The organism is Exiguobacterium sibiricum 7-3, assembly GCF_000620865.1.
GTDB classification, from domain to species: Bacteria; Bacillota; Bacilli; order Exiguobacteriales; family Exiguobacteriaceae; genus Exiguobacterium_A; species Exiguobacterium_A sibiricum_A.
Genome location: NZ_KK211190.1, coordinates 2,470,081 through 2,494,840 on the forward strand (window position 1 = coordinate 2,470,081; position 24,760 = coordinate 2,494,840).

Genomic DNA, 24,760 nt, shown 5'->3' on the forward strand with positions numbered 1-24,760 from the left:
GACCCTTCTTTTTCTATCTTCAAGCCGTCGAACTTAACGTTTTTTACGCTTTTTGTTTTGAAGCGATGTTGATTGTTGCTGCCTGTTCGTTCGATTGATCTACTTCGAGCTTCGATTTATTGAGCCATGTGTAGACCATTCCCATGAATAGTGCTCCACCGATAATGTTCCCCAACAATGCCGGAACCAGGTTATGGATCGCACCGGCAAAGGAAATCGCTTCCGGATGCGGGACGACTAAAGCAAGTGAGAACAATGCCATGTTGGCAATAACGTGGTCAAAACCAGAAGCAAAGAACACAGCGACCAAAATCATCATCATCATGATTTGTGCGAGTTCATTTTTCATGTTTTTCGGAATGAAAATTGCCAGACAGACCATCCAGTTACAGAAGATGGCTCGTGTAAAGATTTCCCATGTCGTATGATGGATTTTCGTCTCAGAAACAGCAAACAACCAGTTTTCCATTCCGAGTTCCTGGATAATCCCTGTTTGTGAGAAAAGTAAGGCAAAGGCAAGTCCGCCGAGACCGTTTCCGATGAAACACAGCGTCCATACTTTAAACGTATCCATCTTCGAAGTGAAGCCACGCATTGTCGACGTCGTGAAATACATCGTATTTCCGGTAAATAATTCTGCACCGCCGTACACGATCAAGACGAGCGCGACACCAAACGTCAATCCACCGACGAGTGTCGTAACCGGTGATTCATTTAAATATAAACCGTTGATTGCTTTAAGTGTAAATATGATGGCAAAACCAATAAAAACTCCTGCTAACATTGCTCGAACCAAATATTCTAGCGGACGCATCCGTAGCATTTGTGTCGATTTGACAGCTTTTTTTCGTAATCCTTCTAATGCTTCTACTTCATTCATTGTAGAAACCCCGCTTTCTTTTGTTCAACAATTCACAATGTCTGTTCATTTATTATCATACTTCCATCTTATAAGATGTTCAAGTCATGAATAGACACTATTTAGCGTTTTATTAAAAGAACAGGATGTAAACGATACCAATGTGTCAAGTTTGTGAAAAGTGCTTTTTCTTGGTGTATACAACTACTTTTCAGGAAGGATTTGCAACGATTCTTGGAACTTTTCAAAAAATACTGTCCGCCTGGAATCTACAAGTACATAGTCTTCGACAACGACGCGATTAAACCGATTTGCGGAAGAACTGGCACGTTCGATATCCCGTGGTGTATAGTCTTCAATCCGTTGTCTGTCCATATCAAACGTGACTTCAGAAAACGAATCCCTGTAATGAATTTGAAGTTCGGATAAGTCGGATACACTCAAAAAAAGTGCTAGTGTCTGATGCATGATCAACTTGGATAAACGGCTTTCCAAAAAAGCGGCGTTGCCGTATTGGATTGCCTTTCCATTACTACCCGTCCAATCCGCCTGCCCTTTTTCAGTAGGTTCGTATGTCATCTTCACCGTCGTACCATCCACTGATACACCAGTCAATGCCTCGGAAAACGGCAACTGTTTGACTAACTCTTCAATCGCAGCCGTATTGGCAACCGATGTCCCGACATGACGTGCAATCACATGACCATCTTTAAAACTCTCTTCTTCCGGCGGTTGCTGTTGGTTCCAGACGACCCACGAACCTGCCGACAGACCGATTCCAATACACAAAATGAACAGTATGATTTTTTTCAAAAAACGCTCTCCTTTCTCAAAACCAGGTGATCTTATTGTTCTTTTTTCAAATCGGGGGTTGAATTAATCCTCATATCAGCGTACTCTTGCAGGCAGATACTTTATGGAGGAGGAGCATGAGATTACTCATCAATCACAATGAAAACTAAACAGCCCGCAAAGAAAAAACGTACAGAGAAAATCGGTTTCCTCTTAATTGGAACATTGCTGTACTCGTTGTACATCAGTCTTCTCTTATCGCCGAATGATATCGGATCCGGCGGAATCATGGGAATCACACTTATCGCACAAGAATTATTCCACACACCAATCGGTTTGACACAACTGGTCTTGAACATTCCACTTTTTTTACTTGGATTTCGTTTTTTAAGAAAACGCTTTATGTTTTTATCCGGTCTCATCGTCTTGGCTTCATCGTTTTTAATTGACTGGATTCCGACCCAAATCGTTCCTGAATCTTTAAATGATCCACTCGTCGCTTCCATTTTTGCCGGACTTGTCTCTGGTTTGGCGATGGCTTTGATCTTCTTTGGCGGTGCCTCGACTGGCGGTCTCGATATCCTTGGAAAATTCTTTTATGCCCGCTTCCACAACTGGCCGCTTCCACGTATTTTTTTAATGCAGGATTTAGTCATCTATGTACTCGTCTGGTTCGTATTTGATTTGAAACATGTCATGTATGCGTTGATCATGAGTTTCGTTCGGGCGAAAGCACTTCAGACCGTGTATAGTTTTTATTCCGCTTCTAAACAATGTATCATCATTTGTGAAAAAGCCGATGAAATCAATGAAGTAATCACAAAAGAATTAGGACGCGGTGTAACGATTCTCGATGCGCGCGGCGGTTATTCGAAGCGGACGAAAAAGATGGTCTATGTCGTCGTACAGAATAATGAAATTCTTAAACTCCAAGAAATTGTTTCCTCCGTCGAATCCAACGCTTTTGTCACGTTTTCTGAGATTCATACGGTCTTCGGGAACTACAAAGAACACTCCTATTCTTTTTAACTGTCTAAAACGTTGTTACCGCTGCACTCGTTGTAGCGGTTTTTTGTGTATAATACGCAAAATCAAAGAAAATGTTCCACATTTTTTGAAGAATCCTTCACTTTTTGGGAAATAGTGGTTAAGCTAATGACATTACGTTTTGTAAAAAAGGATGGATTGTATGAATCAACTATGGCGGCACCGTATCACCCTCATCCTGATCGTCAGTCTGTTTGCCTCGATTCCACTTCTGTATGCTTTAAGTGGGTATCGAACGATTTCCAAATTGACTGAAGAGATGCATAGACAAGATATTCCAATGATTAAACAAGTAGATCAACTGATCGAACATAATCGTGACCGGGCGAATGCTGTTCGCGGCCTGTTGTTATATGAAGATGACCGTTACATTGAACAATATTACTTTTCTACTTCTAAAGTTCATGATTTACGGCGTTTATTAAATTCCTCCAATCAGACACCTGGTGCGGTTAAAGATTTACTGTTGCGTAATAATGCCTGGGAGGAAGAGATTCAAGAAGTTTTTACCGTCTATGAAACAGATCATCCGCAACGGGCTAAAAAATTAGCTAAACAAACGACCCAAACCACCCAAACGATTCTTGAAGACTTGTCACAAATTAAAGAAAAATTATATCGTGATCTTGAACAAAAACTAGAATTGGCCACTGAAATGACGGCAGAATATAAACGAATGTGCTTCAGCCTATCTATTTTAGCTTTTTTGTTGATTGCAACGACCATCATCTTATTTCACCGGTCTAAACCGCTTTCCGAAAACAAAACAAACACGTATCGCCCGTAAGGACGTTACGTGTTTGTTTTGTTGTTCAGTAAACTCAAGAGGACGCCTTACCTTCGTTTACATGTTCCATTGCTAGATGAACGAGCGACGATACGTGATGATCGTCCAGCGAATAATAGACGACCTTACCTTCTTTTCTATATTTCACCAGTCCTTGTTTCAACAAGGTACGGAGATGGTGAGAAGCTGTTGCAATCGAACAATCCACCGAAGCCGAGACATCACAGACACAAAGCTCCTCTTCCACCGTCAAGGCGTAAGCAATTCGTAAACGCGTGGCATCTGACAGGACTTTGAACAACTTTCCAATGTCTGTCGTCGGAATCGTATCGACGATTTCTTCAATTTCTTCTGCACGTACTTGATCAATGGCAATCGTTTCACAACGTGGTGCATCCACCGTCATCACCTCTTTCCCTTTCATTCCACCATCGTTTCAAATGAATTGCAAGGAAATCACTTCAGGACTCAGGTGACTGACTGATCTGAACTTTTTAACTGAAAAGCAACAGTTCAAAAAAGTCTGTTTCCCGTCGTCCAGACCGGGAAGCAGACTTTTTCATTAGACGATTCCTATTTGAAGCACATTTTCATTTATCACGGTTTCGTCTTGAGATTGCGTAAAAGAACCAGCCACCTAAAAAGTTTCCGATATCCCATACGATACGGTTTGAATCGACGGCACGCACACCGATATCAATAATGCCCGTACTTTTCAAGCGCTCTTTATAGCGCTTCCGTAAAAAATGGGGTAGCGGAAGAAACAGCATCATCCGGTAAAAAATATCTAGATGTGTGTGCCCCCAGATTTCAGTTGCGATTGAGCTCGTTTGAATGAGCAAGGAACGTTTATACTGTTGTCGGTATTTATTCTTTAATAACACAGCTAGTTGATACGAATAACGATTCGGGAAAGGAAATAGCACTGCACCTAAATGATATTTCCCGCGATTATCGACTCGAATGATTTGTGGTTCGATTTTATACCGAATCCAACGTCCTCGAAATCGAACAGACTGCCATTTCACGACCATCACCTCTAAGTGAACTATACCCTGTCGGAGACGCTCTGACGCACTTGTTTCACGGTCTGCTTAAACTTTTTCGTCGTTCGTTGAATGTCTTCACTTGCAAATAAAGCTGAAACCACAGCATATCCGTCCACTAGTGAACTAAGTGTTGAAATGTTCGTTTCGGTAATCCCACCGATTCCAACCAACGGGATGTGAACGGCTTTACGAATCTCTTCTAACGTCGCTCGCGCCATGAATGTTGCATCTTGTTTCGTCGCTGTCGGAAAGAGTGAACCGACCCCTAAATAATCTGCGCCTTCCCGTTCTGCCGCAACAGCTTGTTCCACTGTTGAAACGGAAACACCAATCGTCGCTTCCGGTAACAAACGACGCGCTTCAGTTAAAGGAATATCATCTTGACCGATATGCAAACCGGCATCGACCAATAAAGCGATATCAATCCGATCATTAATAATGAGCGGAATGTCGTAACGTGCGGTAATATCTTTCAACGCAATGGCTGATTCCAGAAAAGCCTTGCCCGAACTATCTTTTTCCCGTAATTGAACAATCGTTGCGCCTCCTTTAATCGATGCTTCGACGGCGTCCGCCAAGGAAAGATGCGGATGCAAACGTCGATCAGTCACTGCGTAAATTAAATATTCACTGTCCATTTGTCTGCACCTCCGGCAAATTTTCTTCCGTCATCAAGCTCACTGCATCGAACAACCCGGTCCGAAAACTCCCGATACCAGGATAATCCTCAGCCGACTCCCCTGCTTTCCCCATAGCATATGTCCCAAATACTGCAGCCTCAAAACGATCGTATCCGGCTCCTAAAAACGTCGCAATCAAAGAAGCGGTCATACATCCTGTTCCCGTCACTTGACCAAGACGTTTCGTACCAACATCCAGATAATGTTGACGATCTCCATCCGTCACAAAATCAATCGGTCCTGTTACGACGATGACTTGTTTCGTTTGGGATGCAAAATCATGGATACTTTGAAAATCCAGGGATTCTCCTTCAGCAGCGTCGACTCCTTTCGTTCGAGCGGTCTGTCCAAGTAATGTCTTGATTTCAGATGCATTTCCTTTGATGACCGTAAAGGTGATTTCCTCCATCAATTGCTTCATAAAATCCGTTCTTAATGCCGTCGCTCCTGCGCCAACCGGATCCAGAATGACCGGTTTACCCAATCGATTAGCCGTTTTCCCTGCTAAAATTTGGGCTTGGCGCATGTCTGGATTAATCGTCCCAGTATTAATCACGATAGCATCTGCATGCCCGACCATCTCTTCCACTTCCAACAGGTCATCTGCCATAACAGGAGATCCGCCAAGGGCAAGTGTCATATTGGCACAGTCATTGATCGTTACGGTATTCGTTAAATGATGAATCAACGGTTTTTTATCATGGATGCGTCGTAGCATGTGTATCCCTCCAAAGTTCATGAAAATGATGTGTCGGACCAATACCGTGTCCGAGCGCAAAACCGTGACGAATGGCTTCCGTCACATAACGTTTTGCATGACTGATGCTGTCTTCCAGTGAATGACCGAGGGCAAGATGAGCTGCGATAGCAGCAGATAGCGTACAGCCTGTTCCATGGGTATGACGGGTCTCTATCCGCTCTTGTTCAAAGACGACATATCGTCCGTCCGCATATAAAAGATCGGTGGCGTCGTGTCCCTCCAAATGTCCGCCCTTGAGCAAAATAGCTCTTGCTCGTTTTTCAGCCAGTTTTACCGTCGCTTGTTTCATATCATCAAGGGAGTGAACCGTTTGGCCAATCATCCGCTCGATTTCAGGAATATTAGGGGTTACAAGCGTCGAAAGCGGTAAAAGCTGTTCGAGCAATGCATGTTCTGCATTCGGTTGTAACAAGCCGTGACCACCTTTCGCGACCATGACGGGGTCGAGAACAACCGGAAGCTGATGTTTTTCCAGTTGTCTTGCAATCACTTGGATCGTGTCTTGATTGGAAACCATTCCGATCTTAATCGCATCGACACGGATATCTGAAAAGATGGATGTCAACTGTGCTTCCACGAGCTCTGGGGATACATCTTCGACCGCTTGAACACCTAACGTATTTTGTGCCGTAATCGCCGTGATGACACTCATTCCGTATACACCGAGTGCTGAAAACGTCTTTAAATCTGCCTGAATTCCCGCTCCGCCTCCAGAGTCGGATCCAGCAATCGTCAATACATGTTTCATTCCACTTCCTCACTTTCCTGTGAGCAAATAAGGAGAAAACGGACAACAAAAAGCGCCGTCCGCTGTAAAAAAGCAGACGACGCCATGAACAATCAGTTCTACTGATTGAAGTACTCATGTCTTCGATCTCAACTTTCCTACGCTGGTATTATCCAGTTCAGGTGACAGGGTCGAAAACAGAATGGTTTTCCTCTCAGCCGGACTCCTCCAGCTCCCCTAGTTGCTCGTAATTTAAATTCTTTTTCACTGTATCACAGCACTATCAAAAAAACGAGCCGAAGCTCGTTTTTAAAGATATCCAAGTGGATTGACCGTGTTGGCTGGTCCTGTCGCACTATATTGGTATCCACCGATATGCAGTTCAAAGTGTAGGTGCGGTCCTGTCGAATTTCCGGTACTGCCGAGAGTACCAAGTGTTTGACCTTGAGTTACCGTTTGACCTGCAGAAACTGATAACGAATTCATATGACCGTACACTGTTGTGTACACCTGACCGTCAAGGAAATGCGAAATCATGACGTGATTTCCATAAGGTCCGCCGCTCCCGGCCGTAATGACTGTTCCGGAAGCCGCTGCTCGAATCGGTGATCCGACGGGTCCACTGAAGTCGACACCATTATGGAAAGTATATCCGTTTGCCCCACTCGCCGGTCCAAACCCTTGTGAAACACCACCTGAAGCTGGACGAATGAACTTCGCTGATCCTGTCGGCACACTGCTGACAGGAGTCGGAAGAACCGTTGCTTCGCTTGATTCACGCGTTGATTTTGCCGCCTCTTTTGCCGCACGCTCAGCCGCTGCTTTTTCGGCAGCCGCTTTTTCTGCCGCTGCTTTCGCTGCAGCTTTTGCTGCCGCAATCGCTCTTTCTTGAGCCTCTAAAGTCGCTTGTAATTCTTTTGCATTCAACAGTTTCGTCGTGAACTTTGTTTTCCCTTTACGTAATTTTTTCAGGGTTGCACTCCGTTCTTTCATCTGTTGTTTTAACTGTTTCTTTTGGACAAGCAATGATTCTTTTTCTTGAACACGCTCTTCTTTTTTAGCAATAAGATTTTTTTTCATTTCTGCTAGCTTTTCTTGTGTTTCCAAATAAGCAGAAATCATTTTATCGTCTTGCTCGGCAATTTTTTTCCCGGCCATGACACGGCTAAATAAATCACCCAAGTTTTTTGAACCAAAAATGACTTCTTCCCATTTTATAGAATTCCCATCATTTTCTTGAAGGACACGTAAGCGGTCTCCGAGCAACTCTTCTTGCCGGGTAAGCATGATTTCATAACGGGCGATTTCCGCTTCAAGATCTTTGATTTGAAGATTTAATTGTTCAATTTGTTTGTTTTTTTCCGAAATCCGAAAAATATTTTCGTTGATGGCCGCATCAATTTTATTGATTTCGCGTTGTTCCACTGATATTTTAGCTTCTTGTTTTTTGATGGCTTTTTCCAACCGGCGCTGCTCTGTCGCGTTTTGAGATTTCTTTTCTTTAATCGTTGCAGCATGACTAGAAGTCGGTGCAGTGGATACAAGTAACACCCCTAACAATACTGTTGCAAGCAATTTTTTTAACATGTCTGGTTTCCTCGCTTATGTATGATTTCTTATTTGAAAAGTATTTAATTCAAAGTATTTCTGCCTGAGATTGATTATAGCACCGTAATAGTTTCAGTAAAATTTCATTTATGTTTCAAGTGAAAGCGTTTTTTCGTAATATAACATTTTTTGTTTTTATCAAGACACACAAAAAAGCGATTGCCGCAGCAATCGCTTTTTCCGTAATTATAACATCGACATTGGATTTACAGAATTCGCTGGTCCTGAAGCACTGTAGCTGTAACCACCTACATGAATTTCAAAGTGTAAGTGCGGGCCTGTTGAATTCCCTGTGCTGCCAAGGGCACCGATTTGTTGTCCTTGACTGACACGTTGTCCAGCATGTGCATTTAATGAACTCATATGCGCGTAAACCGTTGTATATGTTTTTCCATTTAATTGGTGTGCAATCATGACATGATTACCGTACGGACCACCGCTTGATGCAGTAATCACTGTTCCTGTTGCTGCTGCAACAATCGGAGTACCGACTGGAGCACCGAAATCAATCCCATTGTGGAAAGAGTAACCATTTGAGCCACTTGCTGAACCATATCCTTGTGTGATTGATCCACTTGTTGGGTGAATAAACAGAGAAGAAGATGATGGAGCAGGCGTTGGTGCTGCCGGTTCCGGTGTTGGTGCAGGTGCTGCTTTTGGCACAGTCACAGATGGTGCAGATTGTTTCGTTGACGTCGCAGGTGCTGACGACTTTTGTTCCGCTTTTGCTGCTGCTTTAGCTGCAGCCGCTTCTGCCGCCTGCTGTTCAGCTGCTGCTTGTTGCGCCGCTGCCGCTTGTGCTGCTTGTGCTTCTGCACGTGCTTTCGCTTCACGTGCCGCTTGTGCTTGACGCTCTTTTTCGATACGTGCTTCACGTTCGCGTGCTGCCTTTTCGGCTGCAATCGCACGTTCTTGTGCAATCAAAATCTGTTGTACTTCTTTTGCATCCATCAATTGTGTTTCAAATTTCTTTTTTTGTTTCCGGAGTTCTTTTAAACGTTTGTTTCGTTCTTTCAGTTGTTGCTCAAGTTCTGCTTGCTGACGTTTTAATTCTTGTTTCTCCGTCACAAGTTTTGCTTTTTTATCTTTTAATTCCTGTTGCGCAGCTGCTAATTTTTTTTGTGTATTTTGGTAGTCGGTAATCATTTTATCATCTTGTTGCGAGATTGATTTCCCGGCTAACACACGGCTGACAAGATCTCCGACATCTTTTGAACCAAAGATGACTTCTTCCCATTTAATAGAGTTCCCATCATTTTCTTGCATGACACGAAGGCGGTCTCCGAGAAGTTTTTCTTGACGCTTTAATTTTGCTTTATACTTTTCAATCTGTTTCCCAAGCTCAACGATTTCAGCTTCAGTTGCTTTAATTTGACGATCTTTTGTTTCAACTGCAAACATTTTTTCGTTTAATGCTTCGTCTAGACGATTCACTTCTTGCTGTGTTTTCGAAATTTTTTGTCCTTCTTGATTAACAGACGATTCTAAGTTTTTTTGAGTGTTGGCATTTTCTTGTTGTTTTTGTTCGTTTTTAGCTTTTTGTTCACTTAAATCATCTGCTGCTACGAAATGAGGAGTCGATGAAAGAATAAGTGCAGAAACGATGAGCGACGCGAACGTTTTTTTCATGTAGTATTCCCTCTTTTTCTGTGTGGTTTATATTAAGTAATTAAATGATGATATTTAAATTTAATAATACTTTTTAAAAATTATAAGAACGTTTTTGATTATAGCATTCATTTTCCCTCTATTATATTTCAGGAAGATGTCATTTTTGATAAGTTCTCTTTTCGCCTCTATGCGGACATTCCAATCGAACCTTCTACATTGCTTGTTGGGAAAGAGTTTGACACACTATGACTATCGAAGTAAAGGAGGAACTGTTTATGCATTTGGACCATACTGGCATCGCTGTTCGGGATATGCAGGAAGCGATCACATTCTATACGACTATTTTGGGAGGAACATTAATCCGCGAGTATAGTAACCCGACACCCGGGGTTGCTTCTAATATTGCTGTCATCGAATTTGAAGATGCGCATATTGAATTGTTGACTCCAACAAGCCCGGAAAGTCCGATTGCCCGTTTTTTAAAACAAAGGGGAAAAGGTGTTCACCATATTGCTTATCGTGTCGATGATTTAGATCAAGCCATTTTAGAAGCAAAAGAACGGGGCATTACATTTTTAGAAGATACGTACCGTCAAACTCCGCTCGGCCGCCGATTGATCTATATGGATCCTAGGCATTCACATGGCGTCATCACAGAACTCTGTGATTATCCGGAGAACTAAAAAAAACGAGCGTACATTGACTTGAAAGTCAACGTGCGCTCGTTTTCACTTAAAACGATTATCCTAATTTTGCTAACATTTCGCGATTGAATGCCGGGATGTCGTCCGGTTGGCGACTTGACACGAAGTTGTCATCGACGACTACTTCATTGTCTTCATACGCCACTCCCGCATTCTCTAAATCAATTCGAATTGATTTATATCCTGTCATTTTACGCCCCTTGACAATCTTCGCATTGATCATCAATTGTGGACCGTGACAGATGGAGAAGATCGGTTTTTTAGATGAATCAAACTCTTCCGTAAATGTGACGAAACGATCGTCTTCACGAAGTAAGTCCGGTGAAAAACCGCCAGGAATCAATAATGCATCAAAGTCTGAAGAAGAAGTTTCATCAATTGTTACATCGACTGTCACTTTTGCTTCTTCTTGTTTTCCGACTAATTCTGCACCTCGTTCTGTTCCGATGACTGTTACTTCATGACCCGCTTCTTTTAACGCATCGACAGGTCCGGTAAACTCTACATCTTCAAAATGATCGGCAAGCACGACTGCTACTTTTTTACCCATTTTATTCATCCCCCAAATCAAAGTTAACGTTACTTATCGAATCCTCGGTCTCGTGAGGACACCGGATCATCCGGCATTTGATCCTTGCCTTTTAATACTTCTTTTTGCTGTTCGGGTGAAAGCTCAAGTTCCTTGTCCGTCAAACGTTTTCGTTCATCTTCAAACTTTTCGTTTGGTCGATCTGTTCCCTTTGGAGCCATCTTACTTCCCTCCCTTTTCAGCATAAAATCAGTTGTCCAAGGACTCGACCACTTTTACTGACAAATCAACATCGATGTTACCGCGTGTTGCTTTTGAATACGGGCAGAATTGGTGTGTTTTTTCGAGTAATTCTTGTGCTTCTTCTTCTGTTACGCCAACTACTTCAACAACAAGCTTAGCAGCGATTTTGACGCCGCCTGCTTCTTCGTCTTCGAGTAAGCTGACTTCAGAATTTGTACGTGTCTCGACACGTTTTTTATCTTGGCGGGCCATCAAATTGAATGCCCCATCAAAGCATGCAGCGTATCCCGCTGCGAATAATTGTTCTGGATTTGAAGTAGGAATGCCTTCTTTGCCTTTCGTACCCGGCATGACAAGGTCTAAATTGATTACGTTATCGTCAGAGGCGACCTTTCCATCGCGTCCCCCTACTGCAGTTGCACGTGAAGTAAGAATTGTTTTCGTCATGAATAAGAACCCCTTTATCCGCTAATTTTAGTAGCTTGTTTTGGCCACATAAACTGTATTACCACTGTCTTGAGAAGAATAAACAATCAAAGGTGTTCTTTCCAACAAAAAAGACCACACCGAAGTGTAGTCCTGTTCCTTACGTTCAAACGATTTCTTCTGTAATGGGTTCTTTTTCAGGTAACTGCAAGTAAATCGATTTAACTTGATGGTTGTCGACTTCCATGACTTTGACCGTATGGTTTTTATAACGGAATTCCTGACCGCTCGATACTTCCGTATCCTGTGCCATGACCCAGCCACCAATCGTATCAATATCTTCTTCTTCGATGCCCAGGTTAAACCGTTCGTTCAAATCATCAATCAGAACACGACCGGAAATCCGGTACAGTCGTTCATGAATCTGTTCAATATCTGCTTTTTCATCTTTATCAAATTCGTCCCGGATTTCACCGACGATTTCTTCCAGGATATCTTCCATCGTGATGACACCGGCTGTTCCACCGTATTCATCGATGACAAGCGCCATCGGTGTCCGCTCTACCTGCATTTTCAACATCGCATCCTGCAACGGAGAGTATTCCGAGACAATCGGAAGGTTATGCACATAATAGCTTAAAGATTTCCCTTTGTTCGCCATATGATCCGTAAACAATTGCTTCGCATTGATAAAACCTAAGATTTTATCTTTGTCGCCTTCTTCTGCAACCGGATAACGGGTGAACTGGTATTCTTCGACGAGGGCGATGATATCTTTCATCGATGCATCGTTCGAAATCGTAATCAAGTCTGTTCGTGGGAGCATGATATCTTTCGCAATCCGCTCATCAAACGAAAAGATATTCTGCATATACGACAGTTCTGTTTGATTGATTTCACCGCTCTTGTAGCTTTGGGTCATGATGATTTTGATTTCTTCTTCCGAGTGGGCATCTTCATGACCAACCGGTTCGACTCCAAACAAGCGCAAGAAGACACGGGCAGATCCATTCAGTAACCAAATGACAGGTTTCATGACTTTCCCGAACCAGTAAAGCGGCGGGGCAAGCAACATCGTAATGGCTTCTGTTTTTTGAATCGCGAGCGATTTAGGAGCAAGTTCTCCAAGGACGACGTGTAAAAATGTCACGACGGAAAAGGCTAATGTGAAGGAAACAACTGTCGAGACCGACTCCGGAAGCGCAATCTCTTTGAATACCATTGCAAGAATCGCACCGACCGTCGACTCACCTAACCATCCTAATCCGAGAGCCGTAACGGTAATTCCCAGCTGACAGGCGGATAAATAATAATCCAGGTTGTCTAATAATTTCTTAGCCGTCTTCGCGGTTTTACTGCCTTCTGTGATCAATTGATCGATTCGGGACATTCTCATTTTGACAACTGAAAATTCTGCTGCGACAAAAAAAGCGGTCAACACAATTAATAGTGCAATAATCAAAAGCCGAATGATAATCGTTGTTGTATCGAATGTCTCCACTGCGTGTGTACTGTCCAATCGTTTCCCCAAACTAAGGGGATTCACCTCCATTTAAATTAAGCCGACAATCTTCTTATCGGTCTTCTCCATCAAAAAGAAGCTTGTTTTTAATGAACAAGCTTCTCTACTTTTTCATATTCATACTATAACGGAACTCTCGGAAAATGTGTACTTGCAGATAATCTTTCTTTTTGATTACACGACATACATGATGAATACGACAATCATTAATAACATTGCGATTCCTTTTAACAAGGCACTCGACAAGATTCCTAAAACGGTCCCGATTCCGATTGAAACAGAATCTGACCACGTTTTTTTACTGATGATTTTTTCCGTTAAAATGGCAAAAACAAACGGGAAAATCAACAATCCGATGCCCGGCAAGATAAAGGGCCCTGCAATCAAGCCGACGGTCGTCGCAATTTTCGCAGCCTGTGAACCTCCCCGCCGGTCGACGGTATAAGAACTGACCAAATAATCCAGTGTAAATAACAAGATGATGAAAATCGCTTGAATAACCCAGAAACTGACGGTCAACTCAGTAAAGCCGAATCCAAATCCATAAATTAAAAATCCGATGACGAGTAACGGTGCACTTGGAATGACAGGATAAACCAGTCCTGCGAAAGCAGCTAAAAAACAAACTGCAATCAAACTCCATAATATGATGGTCATGCCAATCTCCTACTTTCTGCTGTTCTTTCTTCTCTTGATTACGTTAAAACGTTCCAAGAGGTTTCACGAGAGTGCCGTCTTTTGAGCCTGTTCCAAATATTGACGATCCCATTCATTCAACGCAGACCAGTCGACTTCCGAACAAACAAACGGAATGAACCGATCAATGCTCGCTTTGTGCTCTGGTAACGCATTGCGTTTCATGATTTCAAGCGATTCCAGCATCGTCGCCAAAACTGAAATGTCTTCTTCACCATAATGCCGGAGTTGATAAAACGTTAAATACAACAGTTCAGAAAATGCAAGCCTCTTGACCGTGGCAGATCCTTCCCCCCTCACCAGGAGATTGCCGTCCGGAAGCATGGTGTACCGTCTGAATAAGTCACCGATTTGCCGCATCGCATGGCGCGCTGTATTTGGATCATTGATTCCGGGTGAAATCGCCCGAAGCGCGACTTCTGAGAGCTTTTGAATCACAAACGGAAAGTCTTGTTCGGCTGAACGCGTCGGTCCGATGAGGATTCCTTGCTCCACGTTTTCTCGTTCGGCACTTCCAATCCGTTGCCCCTGCGTGATGTAGCTCCCGATTGTCACATCAATCGCGACATGTCCACCTGACTTCATCAACAATTCGTAATCAATCGCTTGTAAATAACCGGTTTGCGCAGCGGTAAGGTCAAACGGATAACTCGTCTGCTTGTCCGGTAGCAATTGGTATTGACCTTCTTCTATCGCTTCAACGTGCTCGTCAATCAATGTACGCCCTTCTTCATGTAAACGATCGAGTAAGGTCGTGACCCGAATCGATTGACTGACGATATGGACGAATGCGACAAACGCAATGATTGCAATCAAGACAACGACGACTGCGACGGCAGAAGCGACTACACTGTCTTTTAGTGACGGTCGCATGAAAAACAACATCGTGATGGAATAAGTGACCGTGCCGATAAAAATCCCGAAAATGTGTTGGACTTGCCGATTCTCAATAAAGTTCGGTAAGGTGCGGGGTGAAAATTGTGAGGAATAGGTTGTCAGAACGACTAAAATGGTCGAGAACGTAAATGTCATCATCGTCAACAATCCGGTGAAGACCGCACTATGAATGGTTTGAGCTAAACCAAGTGTGGTTTTCCAGCCGCTCGGAAACAGCTCTTTTGCATACAGATCAACCAATAGAACAATCGCTGTCAATATTGCTCCCCCTACTCCATAAAGGAGCGGCCACCACCAATTCGTTTCCCGGTAAACCAACTTCAGCTTCTGCACATTTCATCCACTCCACTCTAATATATCGATATATTTTTTAATTCCTGTTTCTTCATCTAGTAAAACGTCTTCGCCTAATCTTTTTAAAATCCGCCGAGTCAATTCACTTTGTGAAAGTGTCGGTTTGTGTTTTACTTCTTCACATAACGTGAATAACTTAAGTGTTATCAAAACGAATTGGAGATGAAAAGCTATGCAACAACATACAGAATCAACACTCAATACAGACTTCACTAAAATTTTTATTAACGGTCAGTGGCGCAAAGGCGCAAGTGACAGCAACATGACAAATACGAATCCTTTTACAGGCGAAACGCTGTTTGAAATTTCAGCAGCTAATAACGATGACTTGGATGATGCTTACCAATCTGCCAAAGTCGCACAAAAAGAGTGGGCAAAAGTGCCGGCACTTAAACGCCAAGCCTTAATCGAAGAATTTTTGAAAGTCATGTACGAAGAGAAAGAAACAATTGTCGATTGGCTGATTAAGGAATCAGGAAGTACACGCATCAAAGCAGAAGGTGAGTTTCTTGCATCTGTCTTAATCGTTAAAGAAGCTGCGACTTTCCCACTACGGATGCACGGTGAAATCCGTCCGTCTGTCGTACCGGGCAAAGAAAACCGGATTTACCGGAAAGCACTCGGTGTCATCGGTGTCATCAGCCCATGGAACTTCCCGTTCCACCTTGCCGTTCGTTCCATCGCAACAGCAATCGCAATCGGAAACGCTGTCGTCGTTAAACCGGCAACAGATACACCGGTCTCAGGCGGTTTGATTTTTGCTAGTCTCTTTGAAAAAGCCGGCTTACCGAAAGGTGTCTTAAACGTCATCGTCGGTCGCGGATCAGAAATTGGCGACTCGATCGTCGAGCACCCGGTCCCACGTTTGATCTCATTTACTGGTTCTACCGAAGTCGGTCGCCACATCGGTGAACTCGCAGGGAAACATTTGAAAAAGACAGCACTCGAACTCGGTGGAAACAACGTCTTCGTCGTACTTGATGACGCTGATCTTGATCGTGCCGTTGAATCAGCCGTTTACAGCAAATTTTACCACCAAGGTCAAATTTGTATGTCAACAAACCGTATTTTGGTTGCTCAATCGATTCACGATGAATTCGTTGAAAAATATGTTGCACGTGTTAAAGAACTTCAATTTGGTGATCCATCGAATGGACGTACACAAGTCGGTCCATTGATCAACCAATCGCAAGTCGATCGTATCATGGAAGAGATTGAAAAAACGAAAGCAGCGGGTGCAACAGTCCGCGTCGGCGGTGAAGCAGATGGAAACGTCATTGCTCCTACGGTCGTCACAGGCGTTACAAACGATATGCCGCTTGCTAAAAACGAAATCTTCGGACCAGTCGCTGTTATCATCCCGTTCAAAGATGACGCAGAAGCACTCGAACTAGCGAACTCACTTCCTTACGGATTAAGCGGTGCTGTTCACGGTTCTTCTATTGAACGAGCAACAGAATTTGCACTTCAGGTTGAAACAGGCATGATTCACATCAATGACCAATCAGTCAACGATGAGCCGCATATGCCGTTCGGTGGCGAAAAAGACTCAGGTCTCGGTCGCTTCAACGGCGAATGGGTACTTGAAGAGTTCTCGACAGTCCAGTGGTTGTCTGTCATGCACGAACGTCGTCAATACAAACCATTCTTTGAATAAGATAAGCTTAGACATGAAGTACGGGGCTTCCCGTACTTCTACATATTAGAGAGGATGATGAATATGCCATTACTACGTTTTGATGTCATTGAAGGACGCTCGGATGAAGAACTGAAACTTTTACTCGATACCGCACATGAAGCAATGCTTGAAGCATTTGACGTGCCGGAACGAGATCGTTACCAAATCGTTCATACGCATAAAGCAAATGAAATGATCATCGAGGATACCGGACTCGGATTGACACGCTCCAATCAGGTCGTCGTCATCAGTGTAACGAGTAAAACACGGACTGAAGAGAAAAAGCAGACCCTTTACCGTTTACTGGCTGAACGATTGGAAGCCGCATGCGGACTCTCTCCGGACGATTTAATGGTCTCGATCGTCGAGAATGATGCAGCAGACTGGAGTTTCGGACTAGGGAAAGCGCAATTTTTAACAGGTGACCTGTAACATCTAAAAAAAGAGTCTGAACTCATTTAACGAGCTCAGACTCTTTTTGAATTATTTTTGATGTTCTGTCGGGTTTTCCCGTTGTAACGGAGCTCGCCAGTCAAATGTCTCCGGTACAAAATCGAGTCCTCCAGGATGAAACGGCTGACACCGCAATAACCGGCGGGTCGTCAAATAACCGCCTTTAAAGGCCCCGTGTTTTTCAATCGCCTCTTTCCCGTAATGCGAGCACGTCGGGTAAAATCGGCAGGTCGCCGGTTTCATCGGTGAAATCACTTTTTGGTAAAAATGAATGCTACCGAGTAGGACTTTTTTCATGCAATCTCACCTTCTTTTCTCCTACTGTAACGCATATTGAAAGGAATTTCTGTTTGAGTGAATTATACTACCTTTGACAACTACAAAAAAGGACGTGTATTTACTATGCAAGCTCTTACATTTCGTACCTTCGGAGATTCCAGTGTCTTGAATTACGGAGAACATCCGACTCCTGACATTCAGCCGAATGAAGTACTGATTGAGATGAAAGCCATCGGATTGAACTTTGCCGATATCTACCGCCGGAAAGGCAATTATCATTTAGAGGGTACTCCGCCTTATTTACTCGGTTACGAGGGTTCAGGGATCATCACACAAATCGGTGCTGCTGTGACTGACCTTCAAGTCGGACAACGGGTCGCCTTTGCTGATGTCCCGAACGCCAACGCCGAATTCGTTGCCGCGCCCGTCGATAAGGTGATTCCCTTACCAGATTTCGTTTCGTATGAAACGGCAGCATCTGCCCTGCTACAAGGTTTAACCGCCCACTATTTGACACGGGACAGCTATACGATCCGCCCGAAAGATTTGGTTTTGATTCATGCGGCAGCCGGCGGTGTCGGTCAATTATTGACACAGATCGTCCGCTTACACGGCGCCATTCCAATCGGCTTGACGTCATCGGCGCAAAAAGCAGACATCGCCAAACAAGCAGGATCTGAACATGTTTTCTTATATTCAGACGACTGGGTAGAACAGATTTTAACATTGACGGATCAGCGCGGCGTCGACGTCGTCTATGAATCGGTCGGCTCGACGTTGATGAACAGTTTTCAAGTGACGAAAACACACGGGACAGTCGTCTTTTACGGCATGGCCGGTGGTGATCCGGTTTCTGTCGACCCAAGGTTCCTGATGGATACTTCGAAAACACTGACCGGCGGTGATTTATGGAACGTTCTGACGACACGAGAGGAACGTGTTCGTCGAGCCGGTGAACTGTTCAGTTGGTTGGAATCCGGTCAATTACACATCGCAACGCCTACCACGTTCTCCCTTTCAGATGGACAACGTGCCCATGATTATTTGGAAAGCCGTCAGAGTACCGGAAAAATTTTATTGATTCCTTAAGTCTGAAAAGCATCCTTCCTGCATTGGTTGGGTGTTTTTTTCGTCTAGAATGATTACAAAAGAGAAACAATTCTTTTTCTCAGCAATTCATCCACTTAAGTAGTTGCTTTCCTTCATAAAAAAGCGTAGAGTAAAATTCATCAAAACCAGAAACTTAAATTAGTTTTTAGTTTCAAGAAGGAGATTTGATTTATGTTTCGCTCAGAATGGAAAAAACTAAAAAGCCCGATGATGATCATCGTGATTCTTGCACTTATCCTCGTCCCGTTTCTTTACAACTCGATCTTTTTATCTGCTTTCTGGGATCCGTACGGTAAGACAGAAAACATTAAGGTCGCAGTCGTCAATGAAGACAAGACGACGAAGTTCGAGGGAGAAAAAATCGATATCGGAAATCAGTTCGTCAAAAAACTGAAAAAAAATGATGACTTTGACTGGCAGTATCTATCACGCAAAGAAGCAGCCAAACAACTGCGTGCTGGTGATATCTATATGACCGTCGTCATTCCGAAGAAGTTTTCGCATAATGCGACCACTTTACTCGACGATCACCCGAAAAAAATCGAGCTGGAATATTATCTGAACCCAGCCAAGAACTATTCCGGTACGCAGATTTCCAGTGCTGCCGCTAAACAATTAAACGAAAAAATCCGTAAATCCGTAACCAAACAATATAGCAGTGCGATTTTCGGATCACTCAAAAAAATCGCCAAAGGACTGGAAGATGCGTCTGAAGGTTCAGCCAAACTCGAAGATGGCGCTAAAAAAACGACCGACGGCGCTAAAACACTGACGACTAACCTTGGAAAATTGACGAGTGGTACAAACGATTTGTCCACGAATTTAACGAAAGCCGCAGACGGTTCCGTTCAGCTTACAAGCGGTCTAAACACGTTAAGTGGTGGAACACAAACACTGGCAGAGAAATCCGGTGAATTGTCGAGCGGTCTGAACCAACTCGATGACAACAGTGGAAAGTTAATGAAAGGGTCAGCCGATTTACAGGCCGGATCAACGAAACTTCGCCAAGGTCTTGAGAGTTCAGCTGCCGGATCGACGAAACTTCGTCAAGGTCTCGAAAGTTCATCTGCCGGATCGACGGAACTCCGTCAAGGTCTCGAAACAGCTTCGGCCGGTGCGTCGAAACTCGATAATAACTTGCCGGAGTTCACAGCCGGTCTCGATCAACTAAACGCCCGGGCTCAAGAAGCCAATGCCTCGCTGGTAGCAGTCAACGATGCGGCGGATACGTTAAAACAAGAGTTAAGTACTCGTCGTGAAGCACTTGAAGCAAATGTCGCTAGTATCAAGGCAGTCATTGCTTCATCTGAAACTTTAACGGAAGAAGAAAAAGGTGCTTTGCTTCAATCCATCGCGACGATGGAACAAAACGTTCAAAATCTAGCACAGCAAGAATCGACACTTGATGCAAGCCTCGCTAAAGCGAATGATGCAACAGAAAAAATCAATCAGCTTGCGGTTGGTGGTCAAAATATCGCTTCTGCCGTCTCACAACTCGATGGTGGGCTAGCAAAACTGCTTGACGGTTCAAAACGTTTAGAGCAAGGACAAACCCAGCTACTTGCTGGTTCAAAACAACTGGAGCAAGGACAAACCCAACTACTTGCCGGTGCCAAAAATCTGGAACAAGGACAAGACACGCTCACTCAAGGTTTGACGGCCTATACAGACGGCGTCCATAAAGCAGCTGTCGGCAGTACGCAATTAACGGCTGGTGCACAGCAACTGGCTTCTGGTGCGAACGATGCCAGTACAGCATCCGGTCAATTGACTTCTGGTCTCGGTCAGCTGTCAGACGGTGCCGTTGCCATTTCTTCCGGTGCCGGTCAACTGACGGATGGAGCTTCACGCTTGGCAGACGGAAACTCGAAACTTGCTGACGGCGCCAACACGCTAAAAACGGAACTCGGTAAAGGCGCGAAAGATGCGACTATCAAACCATCAAATGATCGGGATAACATGCTCGCTGAGCCGGTCGTCCTAAAAGAACATGATTATTCAACCGTTAACAACTACGGATCAGGTCTTGCGGCTTACATCCTCAGCATCGCTTTATTTGCCGGTGCCTTGATGTTCTCTTCCGTTTATCAAATCCGTCCTGAACATGGTGAGACATTAACATGGCGGTTCCTCGTCGGAAAACTGTCCATCATCTTACCGATTGGTGCCTTACAAGGGATTGCGGCTTCCGTCGCCATCGTCTATGTTCTAGATGCTGATGTTGCAAGCACCCCTGCGCTGTATGGTTTCGCTGCCTTAACAGGGATGACGTTCATCACGTTGCTCTTTACGTTAACAATGCTCTTTGGCCGGGTTGGACAATTCAGTGCCTTCTTACTCTTGTTACTGCAAATTGGTGGTAGCGGCGGTACGTTCCCGGTCGAAATGACACCAAGTTTCTTCCAAACCATTCACCGTTTCTTACCGATGACGTACTCGGTCACAGGTTTCCGTGAAGCACTAGGAATCGGTGTTACTGACACACTCATCGCAAACAGTCAGGTTCTTGGTTTAATTCTGTTTTCTGCTCTCGCTATCAGCTTCGCTGGTGCTTTAGGCGGAAAACGAATTCTTCTTTCGACGAAAGCGAGAAAACGCCATGACACTGTCTGATAAAGAACATCTAATCTTAGATGCTGCGATGGCCTGTTTTTCTGAACTCGGGTATAAAGGAACGACCATTGAACGGGTTGCTAAACGGGCTCATGTCGGAAAACCGACCGTCTATCAATTATTTGAAAGTAAACTCGATTTGTTTGAATCTCTTGTCACACGCGTGTTGCAAGAGATGAAAGCAGAGGCAGAAAATGCCTACACGACAACAGCTTCCGTCGAAGAAAACAAACAGGCCATGATTGATGCAATCGTCAATCATCAACAGCAACATCTGTTTATCTTACAAATCACGCAAGAAACCCAGACGTTGAAACTCCAAGAGATGTCTGAGTTACGGATTCGGATCGAGCAGCATACCGTCGAATATATCAAAAATCTACTGAAAACACGGTTAGAACTCGAAAAACGTTCTCCTGAAGTTCCGGTCGCAGTGACTGCCTTCTTACTGTTCAAGACGTACATTGCCTTGATTTCTGAATGGCCTTTGATTGGAAAACCGCTTGATTTAAAAACAATCAGTCAAGCGATGTTGAAATTGTTATAATAAAACAGCCTCTCGTGATATCGAGAGGCTGTTTTATGTCATGGATTCTAAATCGTACTCGAATGGAGTGTTTTATTTGTCTCAACTTTTACTGTCCAATTTTCTCTTTACGTTAGCTTTACTGGTCTACGTCATTGTTTCCCTCGTCGATATGTGGAAATCGTATACCCGCACCAGTTCAAAAACAGACTTTCTGTTTTTTATTTTGACATTGATCACCTTATTTATCGGATTTCTTGTATCTCCGTTTCTTGCGCTCGCTTTTCAATGGAAACGAAGCCGGACGAAACGGATTATCGGACTTTTACTGATCGCTGTCCCTTTAATTCTTGTTCTTACAAGTCGCTTTTTATAATACAAGTGTTCCTGACGAAACGATTCGTGCTTTTTCAAGCGGGTCGTTTTTTCATATTCTCCCGCCTAAAAAAAGTTTCCGCAACAGTTCTTTTTCCGGCATCGGTGCCGCATTAAACGCTTCTAAGTACGGTCGATCATCATATGCCACTTCAATGACATCCACTTTCCATTCTCCGTTGTTCTGCTCGACTAAGGCGAATGGTGCCACAGCTTCCGGCTGACAGCCGAGTGCTCCCGGATTCAAATAAGTCACGCCCTTTGCCCGGATTACTTGTTTCGGATGATGGTGCCCAAAACAAATCAGGCTCGCCTGGTGTCCTTTAAACAGCTTCGGCAAGGATTGTACAGTTCCGTCAACCGCTTCCGCCAATGGTTCCTCTCCGATTGGTTTCTGTTCATCCAGATACGCATAATGTGTAAACAATGCTTCCTCTTTCGAAAATGTCTTTCGGACGGTTCTTGGGAGTTGCTCCAAAAAACGTTGATTGACCGGTGTTAACTGATCGGCAATCCATTGGTGATGGTTTTTCGCATGACGGTAACTATCCGGATATTTTTGACCATGTATCAACGCAAGTACATTCTCGTCATGATTTCCGCTGATCGTCGTCATTCGTGGTGTCGACCGCACAATTTCGATGACTTCATTCGTTTGTGGTCCGATACCAATCAAATCTCCGAGACAGAAAATTTCTGAGACATCTGCTTCTTCCGTTATTCTTTTTAAAACTGCTTCTAATGCCGTTGCATTGCCGTGAATATCTGTAATGACTGCAAATTTCATGAAAACGCCTCCAATGCTAATCTTATGCCATTCCTGTCTTTCCCCTGATTTCAAGTCCAAAAATCATCAAAAATAAATTGTCAGAAAATATTGATTATTAATTTCACTCGTGTTAGGCTTAGAAAAATTCGTTGAGAGGGGAATCACTTTATGTATGCACAACAAATTGCTGGCCGACTGATTATTCTATGCTCGAGGGACTGAAACCTTTTCCGCTGATTTTCGGAATTGATTTTGGGCCCTCCTTTCGATGCATCGAATGAGGCGCCCGCAGGAATGATGGCGCCTATCCGATACCGGATAGGTTTTTTTCATGGCAAAGTAAATAGAGAGAGGATGAGTGAGTTGAAGGAATATGCGATGGATCGAATGGTAAAGGTATCTGCCGGGATGGCAAATGCGGTGTTAGTGACGTTAGGGGTAGGATTATTGATTGAGACGTTCGGCAACCTTTTACATATTGAAATGTTACTGACAATCGGCGGCGTCGCCAAAGTCTTACTCGCCCCAGCACTTGGAGCCGGGATTGCTTATCAGCTTGGCGGAAACACATTAGTCTTATTCAGTGCGATGATTGCCGCTACAATTGGCGGAGCCGCACTTCAGCCGACGGATGCCGGCCTTGTCCTCGTACCGGGGCAGCCAATCAGTGCGTTGCTCGCAGCTGCTGTTGCCGTCTTCGTCGGAAAACGAATGACAGGGAAAACAAAATTCGACATGATGGCCATCCCGGTTAGTGCTGTTCTTGCCGGCGGTTTTACTGGTCTTGCTGCCGCTGCCGTCACAACTCCTCTACTCACACGATTCAGCGCTATGGTCACTGCGTCCGTCGAGTCTTCACCAATTGCGACATCACTTGTTATTGCTCTTATCTTCAGTGTCTTATTGATGTCACCTGCTTCATCTGCTGCACTCGCCATCGCACTTCAACTTGACCCGGTCGCCAGTGCCGCCGCCTTAATCGGTTGTTCGGCTCAGTTTGTCGGATTTACATTGATGGCATATCGTCAAACGGATCCCGGCGGTTTGATCGCTTCGTTTTTCGTCACACCAAAGGTTCAGTTTCCGAATATCGTGAAGAATCCGCGCCTTGTCGTCGCACCTTTCCTGGCTGCGATGATTTCCGCGCCCATCGCAACACTTGTTCTTTCACTTGAAGTTCCTTATGAACTTGCGGGTCTTGGATTAAATTCAATGATTGCCCCACTCAATATCTTCGTTAATCAAGGTTTTAATGCATTCCTCATCTTTTTCGCAACCGGTGTCGTCCTTCCTGGTATCTTGACGCTCGTCTTTTATCGCATGACTACGATGGCTGGTTGGACAAAAATGGGTGACCTTCGATTAGAAATTCAATAAGTGATCACCTTGCTGTTCCTTCATTATATGAGGGAACAGCTTTTTATACGAAAAAACTCCCGTTCATCGTGTGATGAACGGGAGTTCGGTATGATTCTGACTGGGCTCGAACCAGCGACCTCTACCCTGTCAAGGTAGCGCTCTCCCAGCTGAGCTACAGAATCATGATCGTGTGTTCTGGGTATATGTTTATTATAGCAACATATTGAAAACTGTAAAGACTTTTCTATGATTTTTTCATTATATTTTTTATTTCTGCTCTGCAGTTCAAAGTTGCAGGGTTTCGTTT

General features: G+C 44.0%; 27 protein-coding genes, 1 tRNA gene and 1 riboswitch. Of the genes, 10 read left to right on the top strand and 18 right to left on the bottom strand.

The window, feature by feature from the left end; all coding sequences use genetic code 11:
• Positions 1-43 precede the first annotated feature (43 nt).
• Together P402_RS0113825 and P402_RS0113830 are read right to left on the bottom strand one after the other, a co-directional pair.
• Entirely contained in the window at positions 44-880 is an 837-nt protein-coding gene (locus P402_RS0113825) for a formate/nitrite transporter family protein (protein ID WP_026829220.1), read from the bottom strand.
• 183 nt (positions 881-1,063) lie between these two features.
• The gene (locus P402_RS0113830; RefSeq protein WP_026829221.1) at positions 1,064-1,672 is read right to left on the bottom strand and encodes a hypothetical protein; all 609 of its coding nucleotides are present in this window, start codon (positions 1,670-1,672) and stop codon (positions 1,064-1,066) included.
• A 138-nt stretch (positions 1,673-1,810) separates the two neighbouring features.
• Between P402_RS0113830 and P402_RS0113835 the strand changes: the two genes are divergently transcribed.
• Positions 1,811-2,680 (top strand): YitT family protein, encoded by an 870-nt coding sequence (locus P402_RS0113835; protein ID WP_026829222.1) that lies wholly within the window; start codon positions 1,811-1,813, stop codon positions 2,678-2,680.
• Between the two features lie 160 nt (positions 2,681-2,840).
• A complete protein-coding gene (locus P402_RS0113840; protein WP_026829223.1) occupies positions 2,841-3,485 on the top strand; it encodes a CHASE3 domain-containing protein in 645 nt (214 codons plus the stop codon).
• A gap of 34 nt (positions 3,486-3,519) precedes the next feature.
• Here P402_RS0113840 and P402_RS0113845 read toward each other — a convergent pair whose 3' ends face one another.
• The 7 genes from P402_RS0113845 to P402_RS0113875 all read right to left on the bottom strand — a co-directional run bounded on the left by P402_RS0113845 (position 3,520) and on the right by P402_RS0113875 (position 9,938).
• A complete protein-coding gene (locus tag P402_RS0113845) occupies positions 3,520-3,909 on the bottom strand; it encodes an ArsR/SmtB family transcription factor (protein ID WP_235188888.1) in 390 nt (129 codons plus the stop codon).
• 166 nt (positions 3,910-4,075) lie between these two features.
• Positions 4,076-4,519, bottom strand: coding sequence for a hypothetical protein (locus tag P402_RS0113850; RefSeq protein ID WP_247858163.1), 444 nt, complete (start codon positions 4,517-4,519; stop codon positions 4,076-4,078).
• A gap of 14 nt (positions 4,520-4,533) precedes the next feature.
• Positions 4,534-5,172, bottom strand: a complete 639-nt coding sequence (thiE, locus tag P402_RS0113855; RefSeq protein WP_026829226.1) for a thiamine phosphate synthase — start codon at positions 5,170-5,172, stop codon at positions 4,534-4,536.
• Entirely contained in the window at positions 5,162-5,932 is a 771-nt protein-coding gene (gene thiM, locus P402_RS0113860; protein WP_026829227.1) for a hydroxyethylthiazole kinase, read from the bottom strand. Before thiM ends, thiE begins: the two co-directional genes overlap by 11 nt.
• Complete coding sequence (gene thiD, locus P402_RS0113865) at positions 5,913-6,722, bottom strand: bifunctional hydroxymethylpyrimidine kinase/phosphomethylpyrimidine kinase (RefSeq protein WP_026829228.1); 810 nt, start codon at positions 6,720-6,722, stop codon at positions 5,913-5,915. The genes thiM and thiD overlap by 20 nt, the downstream gene beginning before the upstream one ends.
• Before the next feature lie 117 nt (positions 6,723-6,839).
• A riboswitch (TPP riboswitch) is annotated at positions 6,840-6,950 on the bottom strand.
• A gap of 60 nt (positions 6,951-7,010) precedes the next feature.
• On the bottom strand, positions 7,011-8,288 hold the full coding sequence (locus P402_RS0113870; RefSeq protein ID WP_026829229.1) for a murein hydrolase activator EnvC family protein: 1,278 nt from the start codon (positions 8,286-8,288) through the stop codon (positions 7,011-7,013).
• A gap of 207 nt (positions 8,289-8,495) precedes the next feature.
• Positions 8,496-9,938, bottom strand: coding sequence for a murein hydrolase activator EnvC family protein (locus P402_RS0113875; protein WP_026829230.1), 1,443 nt, complete (start codon positions 9,936-9,938; stop codon positions 8,496-8,498).
• 257 nt (positions 9,939-10,195) lie between these two features.
• Here P402_RS0113875 and P402_RS0113880 point away from each other — a divergent pair, with 257 nt between their 5' ends.
• Entirely contained in the window at positions 10,196-10,603 is a 408-nt protein-coding gene (locus P402_RS0113880) for a VOC family protein (protein ID WP_026829231.1), read from the top strand.
• A 58-nt stretch (positions 10,604-10,661) separates the two neighbouring features.
• On the opposite strand, the gene P402_RS0113885 is transcribed toward P402_RS0113880, so the two are convergent.
• From P402_RS0113885 to P402_RS0113910, 6 genes are all read right to left on the bottom strand, one after another.
• Positions 10,662-11,174, bottom strand: coding sequence for a type 1 glutamine amidotransferase domain-containing protein (locus tag P402_RS0113885; RefSeq protein ID WP_026829232.1), 513 nt, complete (start codon positions 11,172-11,174; stop codon positions 10,662-10,664).
• 29 nt (positions 11,175-11,203) lie between these two features.
• The gene (locus P402_RS17090) at positions 11,204-11,374 is read right to left on the bottom strand and encodes a hypothetical protein (protein ID WP_167498388.1); all 171 of its coding nucleotides are present in this window, start codon (positions 11,372-11,374) and stop codon (positions 11,204-11,206) included.
• Positions 11,375-11,402: 28 nt separating this feature from the next.
• Positions 11,403-11,843 (bottom strand): organic hydroperoxide resistance protein, encoded by a 441-nt coding sequence (locus tag P402_RS0113895; RefSeq protein ID WP_026829233.1) that lies wholly within the window; start codon positions 11,841-11,843, stop codon positions 11,403-11,405.
• Positions 11,844-11,988: 145 nt separating this feature from the next.
• A complete protein-coding gene (locus P402_RS0113900; protein ID WP_026829234.1) occupies positions 11,989-13,374 on the bottom strand; it encodes a hemolysin family protein in 1,386 nt (461 codons plus the stop codon).
• A gap of 144 nt (positions 13,375-13,518) precedes the next feature.
• The gene (locus tag P402_RS0113905; protein ID WP_026829235.1) at positions 13,519-14,001 is read right to left on the bottom strand and encodes a DUF456 domain-containing protein; all 483 of its coding nucleotides are present in this window, start codon (positions 13,999-14,001) and stop codon (positions 13,519-13,521) included.
• Positions 14,002-14,064: 63 nt separating this feature from the next.
• On the bottom strand, positions 14,065-15,270 hold the full coding sequence (locus P402_RS0113910) for a DUF2254 domain-containing protein (RefSeq protein WP_026829236.1): 1,206 nt from the start codon (positions 15,268-15,270) through the stop codon (positions 14,065-14,067).
• A 193-nt stretch (positions 15,271-15,463) separates the two neighbouring features.
• Here P402_RS0113910 and P402_RS0113915 point away from each other — a divergent pair, with 193 nt between their 5' ends.
• Positions 15,464-16,948 (top strand): aldehyde dehydrogenase family protein, encoded by a 1,485-nt coding sequence (locus P402_RS0113915; protein WP_026829237.1) that lies wholly within the window; start codon positions 15,464-15,466, stop codon positions 16,946-16,948.
• A 63-nt stretch (positions 16,949-17,011) separates the two neighbouring features.
• Entirely contained in the window at positions 17,012-17,401 is a 390-nt protein-coding gene (locus tag P402_RS0113920) for a tautomerase family protein (protein WP_026829238.1), read from the top strand.
• A gap of 51 nt (positions 17,402-17,452) precedes the next feature.
• On the opposite strand, the gene yidD is transcribed toward P402_RS0113920, so the two are convergent.
• Positions 17,453-17,719: a membrane protein insertion efficiency factor YidD gene (yidD, locus tag P402_RS0113925; protein WP_026829239.1), complete on the bottom strand. Its 267-nt coding sequence runs from the start codon at positions 17,717-17,719 to the stop codon at positions 17,453-17,455.
• Positions 17,720-17,824: 105 nt separating this feature from the next.
• Between yidD and P402_RS0113930 the strand changes: the two genes are divergently transcribed.
• The 4 genes from P402_RS0113930 (at position 17,825) to P402_RS16560 (ending at position 22,326) form a co-directional block, all read left to right on the top strand.
• A complete protein-coding gene (locus P402_RS0113930) occupies positions 17,825-18,790 on the top strand; it encodes a quinone oxidoreductase family protein (protein WP_026829240.1) in 966 nt (321 codons plus the stop codon).
• A gap of 192 nt (positions 18,791-18,982) precedes the next feature.
• The gene (locus P402_RS0113935) at positions 18,983-21,424 is read left to right on the top strand and encodes a YhgE/Pip domain-containing protein (RefSeq protein ID WP_026829241.1); all 2,442 of its coding nucleotides are present in this window, start codon (positions 18,983-18,985) and stop codon (positions 21,422-21,424) included.
• The gene (locus P402_RS0113940; protein WP_026829242.1) at positions 21,411-21,971 is read left to right on the top strand and encodes a TetR/AcrR family transcriptional regulator; all 561 of its coding nucleotides are present in this window, start codon (positions 21,411-21,413) and stop codon (positions 21,969-21,971) included. The genes P402_RS0113935 and P402_RS0113940 overlap by 14 nt, the downstream gene beginning before the upstream one ends.
• Positions 21,972-22,047: 76 nt before the next feature.
• A complete protein-coding gene (locus P402_RS16560; protein WP_051525170.1) occupies positions 22,048-22,326 on the top strand; it encodes a hypothetical protein in 279 nt (92 codons plus the stop codon).
• Between the two features lie 51 nt (positions 22,327-22,377).
• Here the strand turns inward: P402_RS16560 and P402_RS0113950 are convergent, their stop codons facing one another.
• A complete protein-coding gene (locus P402_RS0113950) occupies positions 22,378-23,112 on the bottom strand; it encodes a metallophosphoesterase family protein (protein WP_026829243.1) in 735 nt (244 codons plus the stop codon).
• A gap of 336 nt (positions 23,113-23,448) precedes the next feature.
• Between P402_RS0113950 and P402_RS0113955 the strand changes: the two genes are divergently transcribed.
• A complete protein-coding gene (locus P402_RS0113955) occupies positions 23,449-24,471 on the top strand; it encodes a PTS transporter subunit IIC (RefSeq protein WP_026829244.1) in 1,023 nt (340 codons plus the stop codon).
• Between the two features lie 91 nt (positions 24,472-24,562).
• On the opposite strand, the gene P402_RS0113960 is transcribed toward P402_RS0113955, so the two are convergent.
• A tRNA-Val gene (locus P402_RS0113960) sits at positions 24,563-24,635 on the bottom strand.
• Positions 24,636-24,760 lie beyond the last annotated feature (125 nt).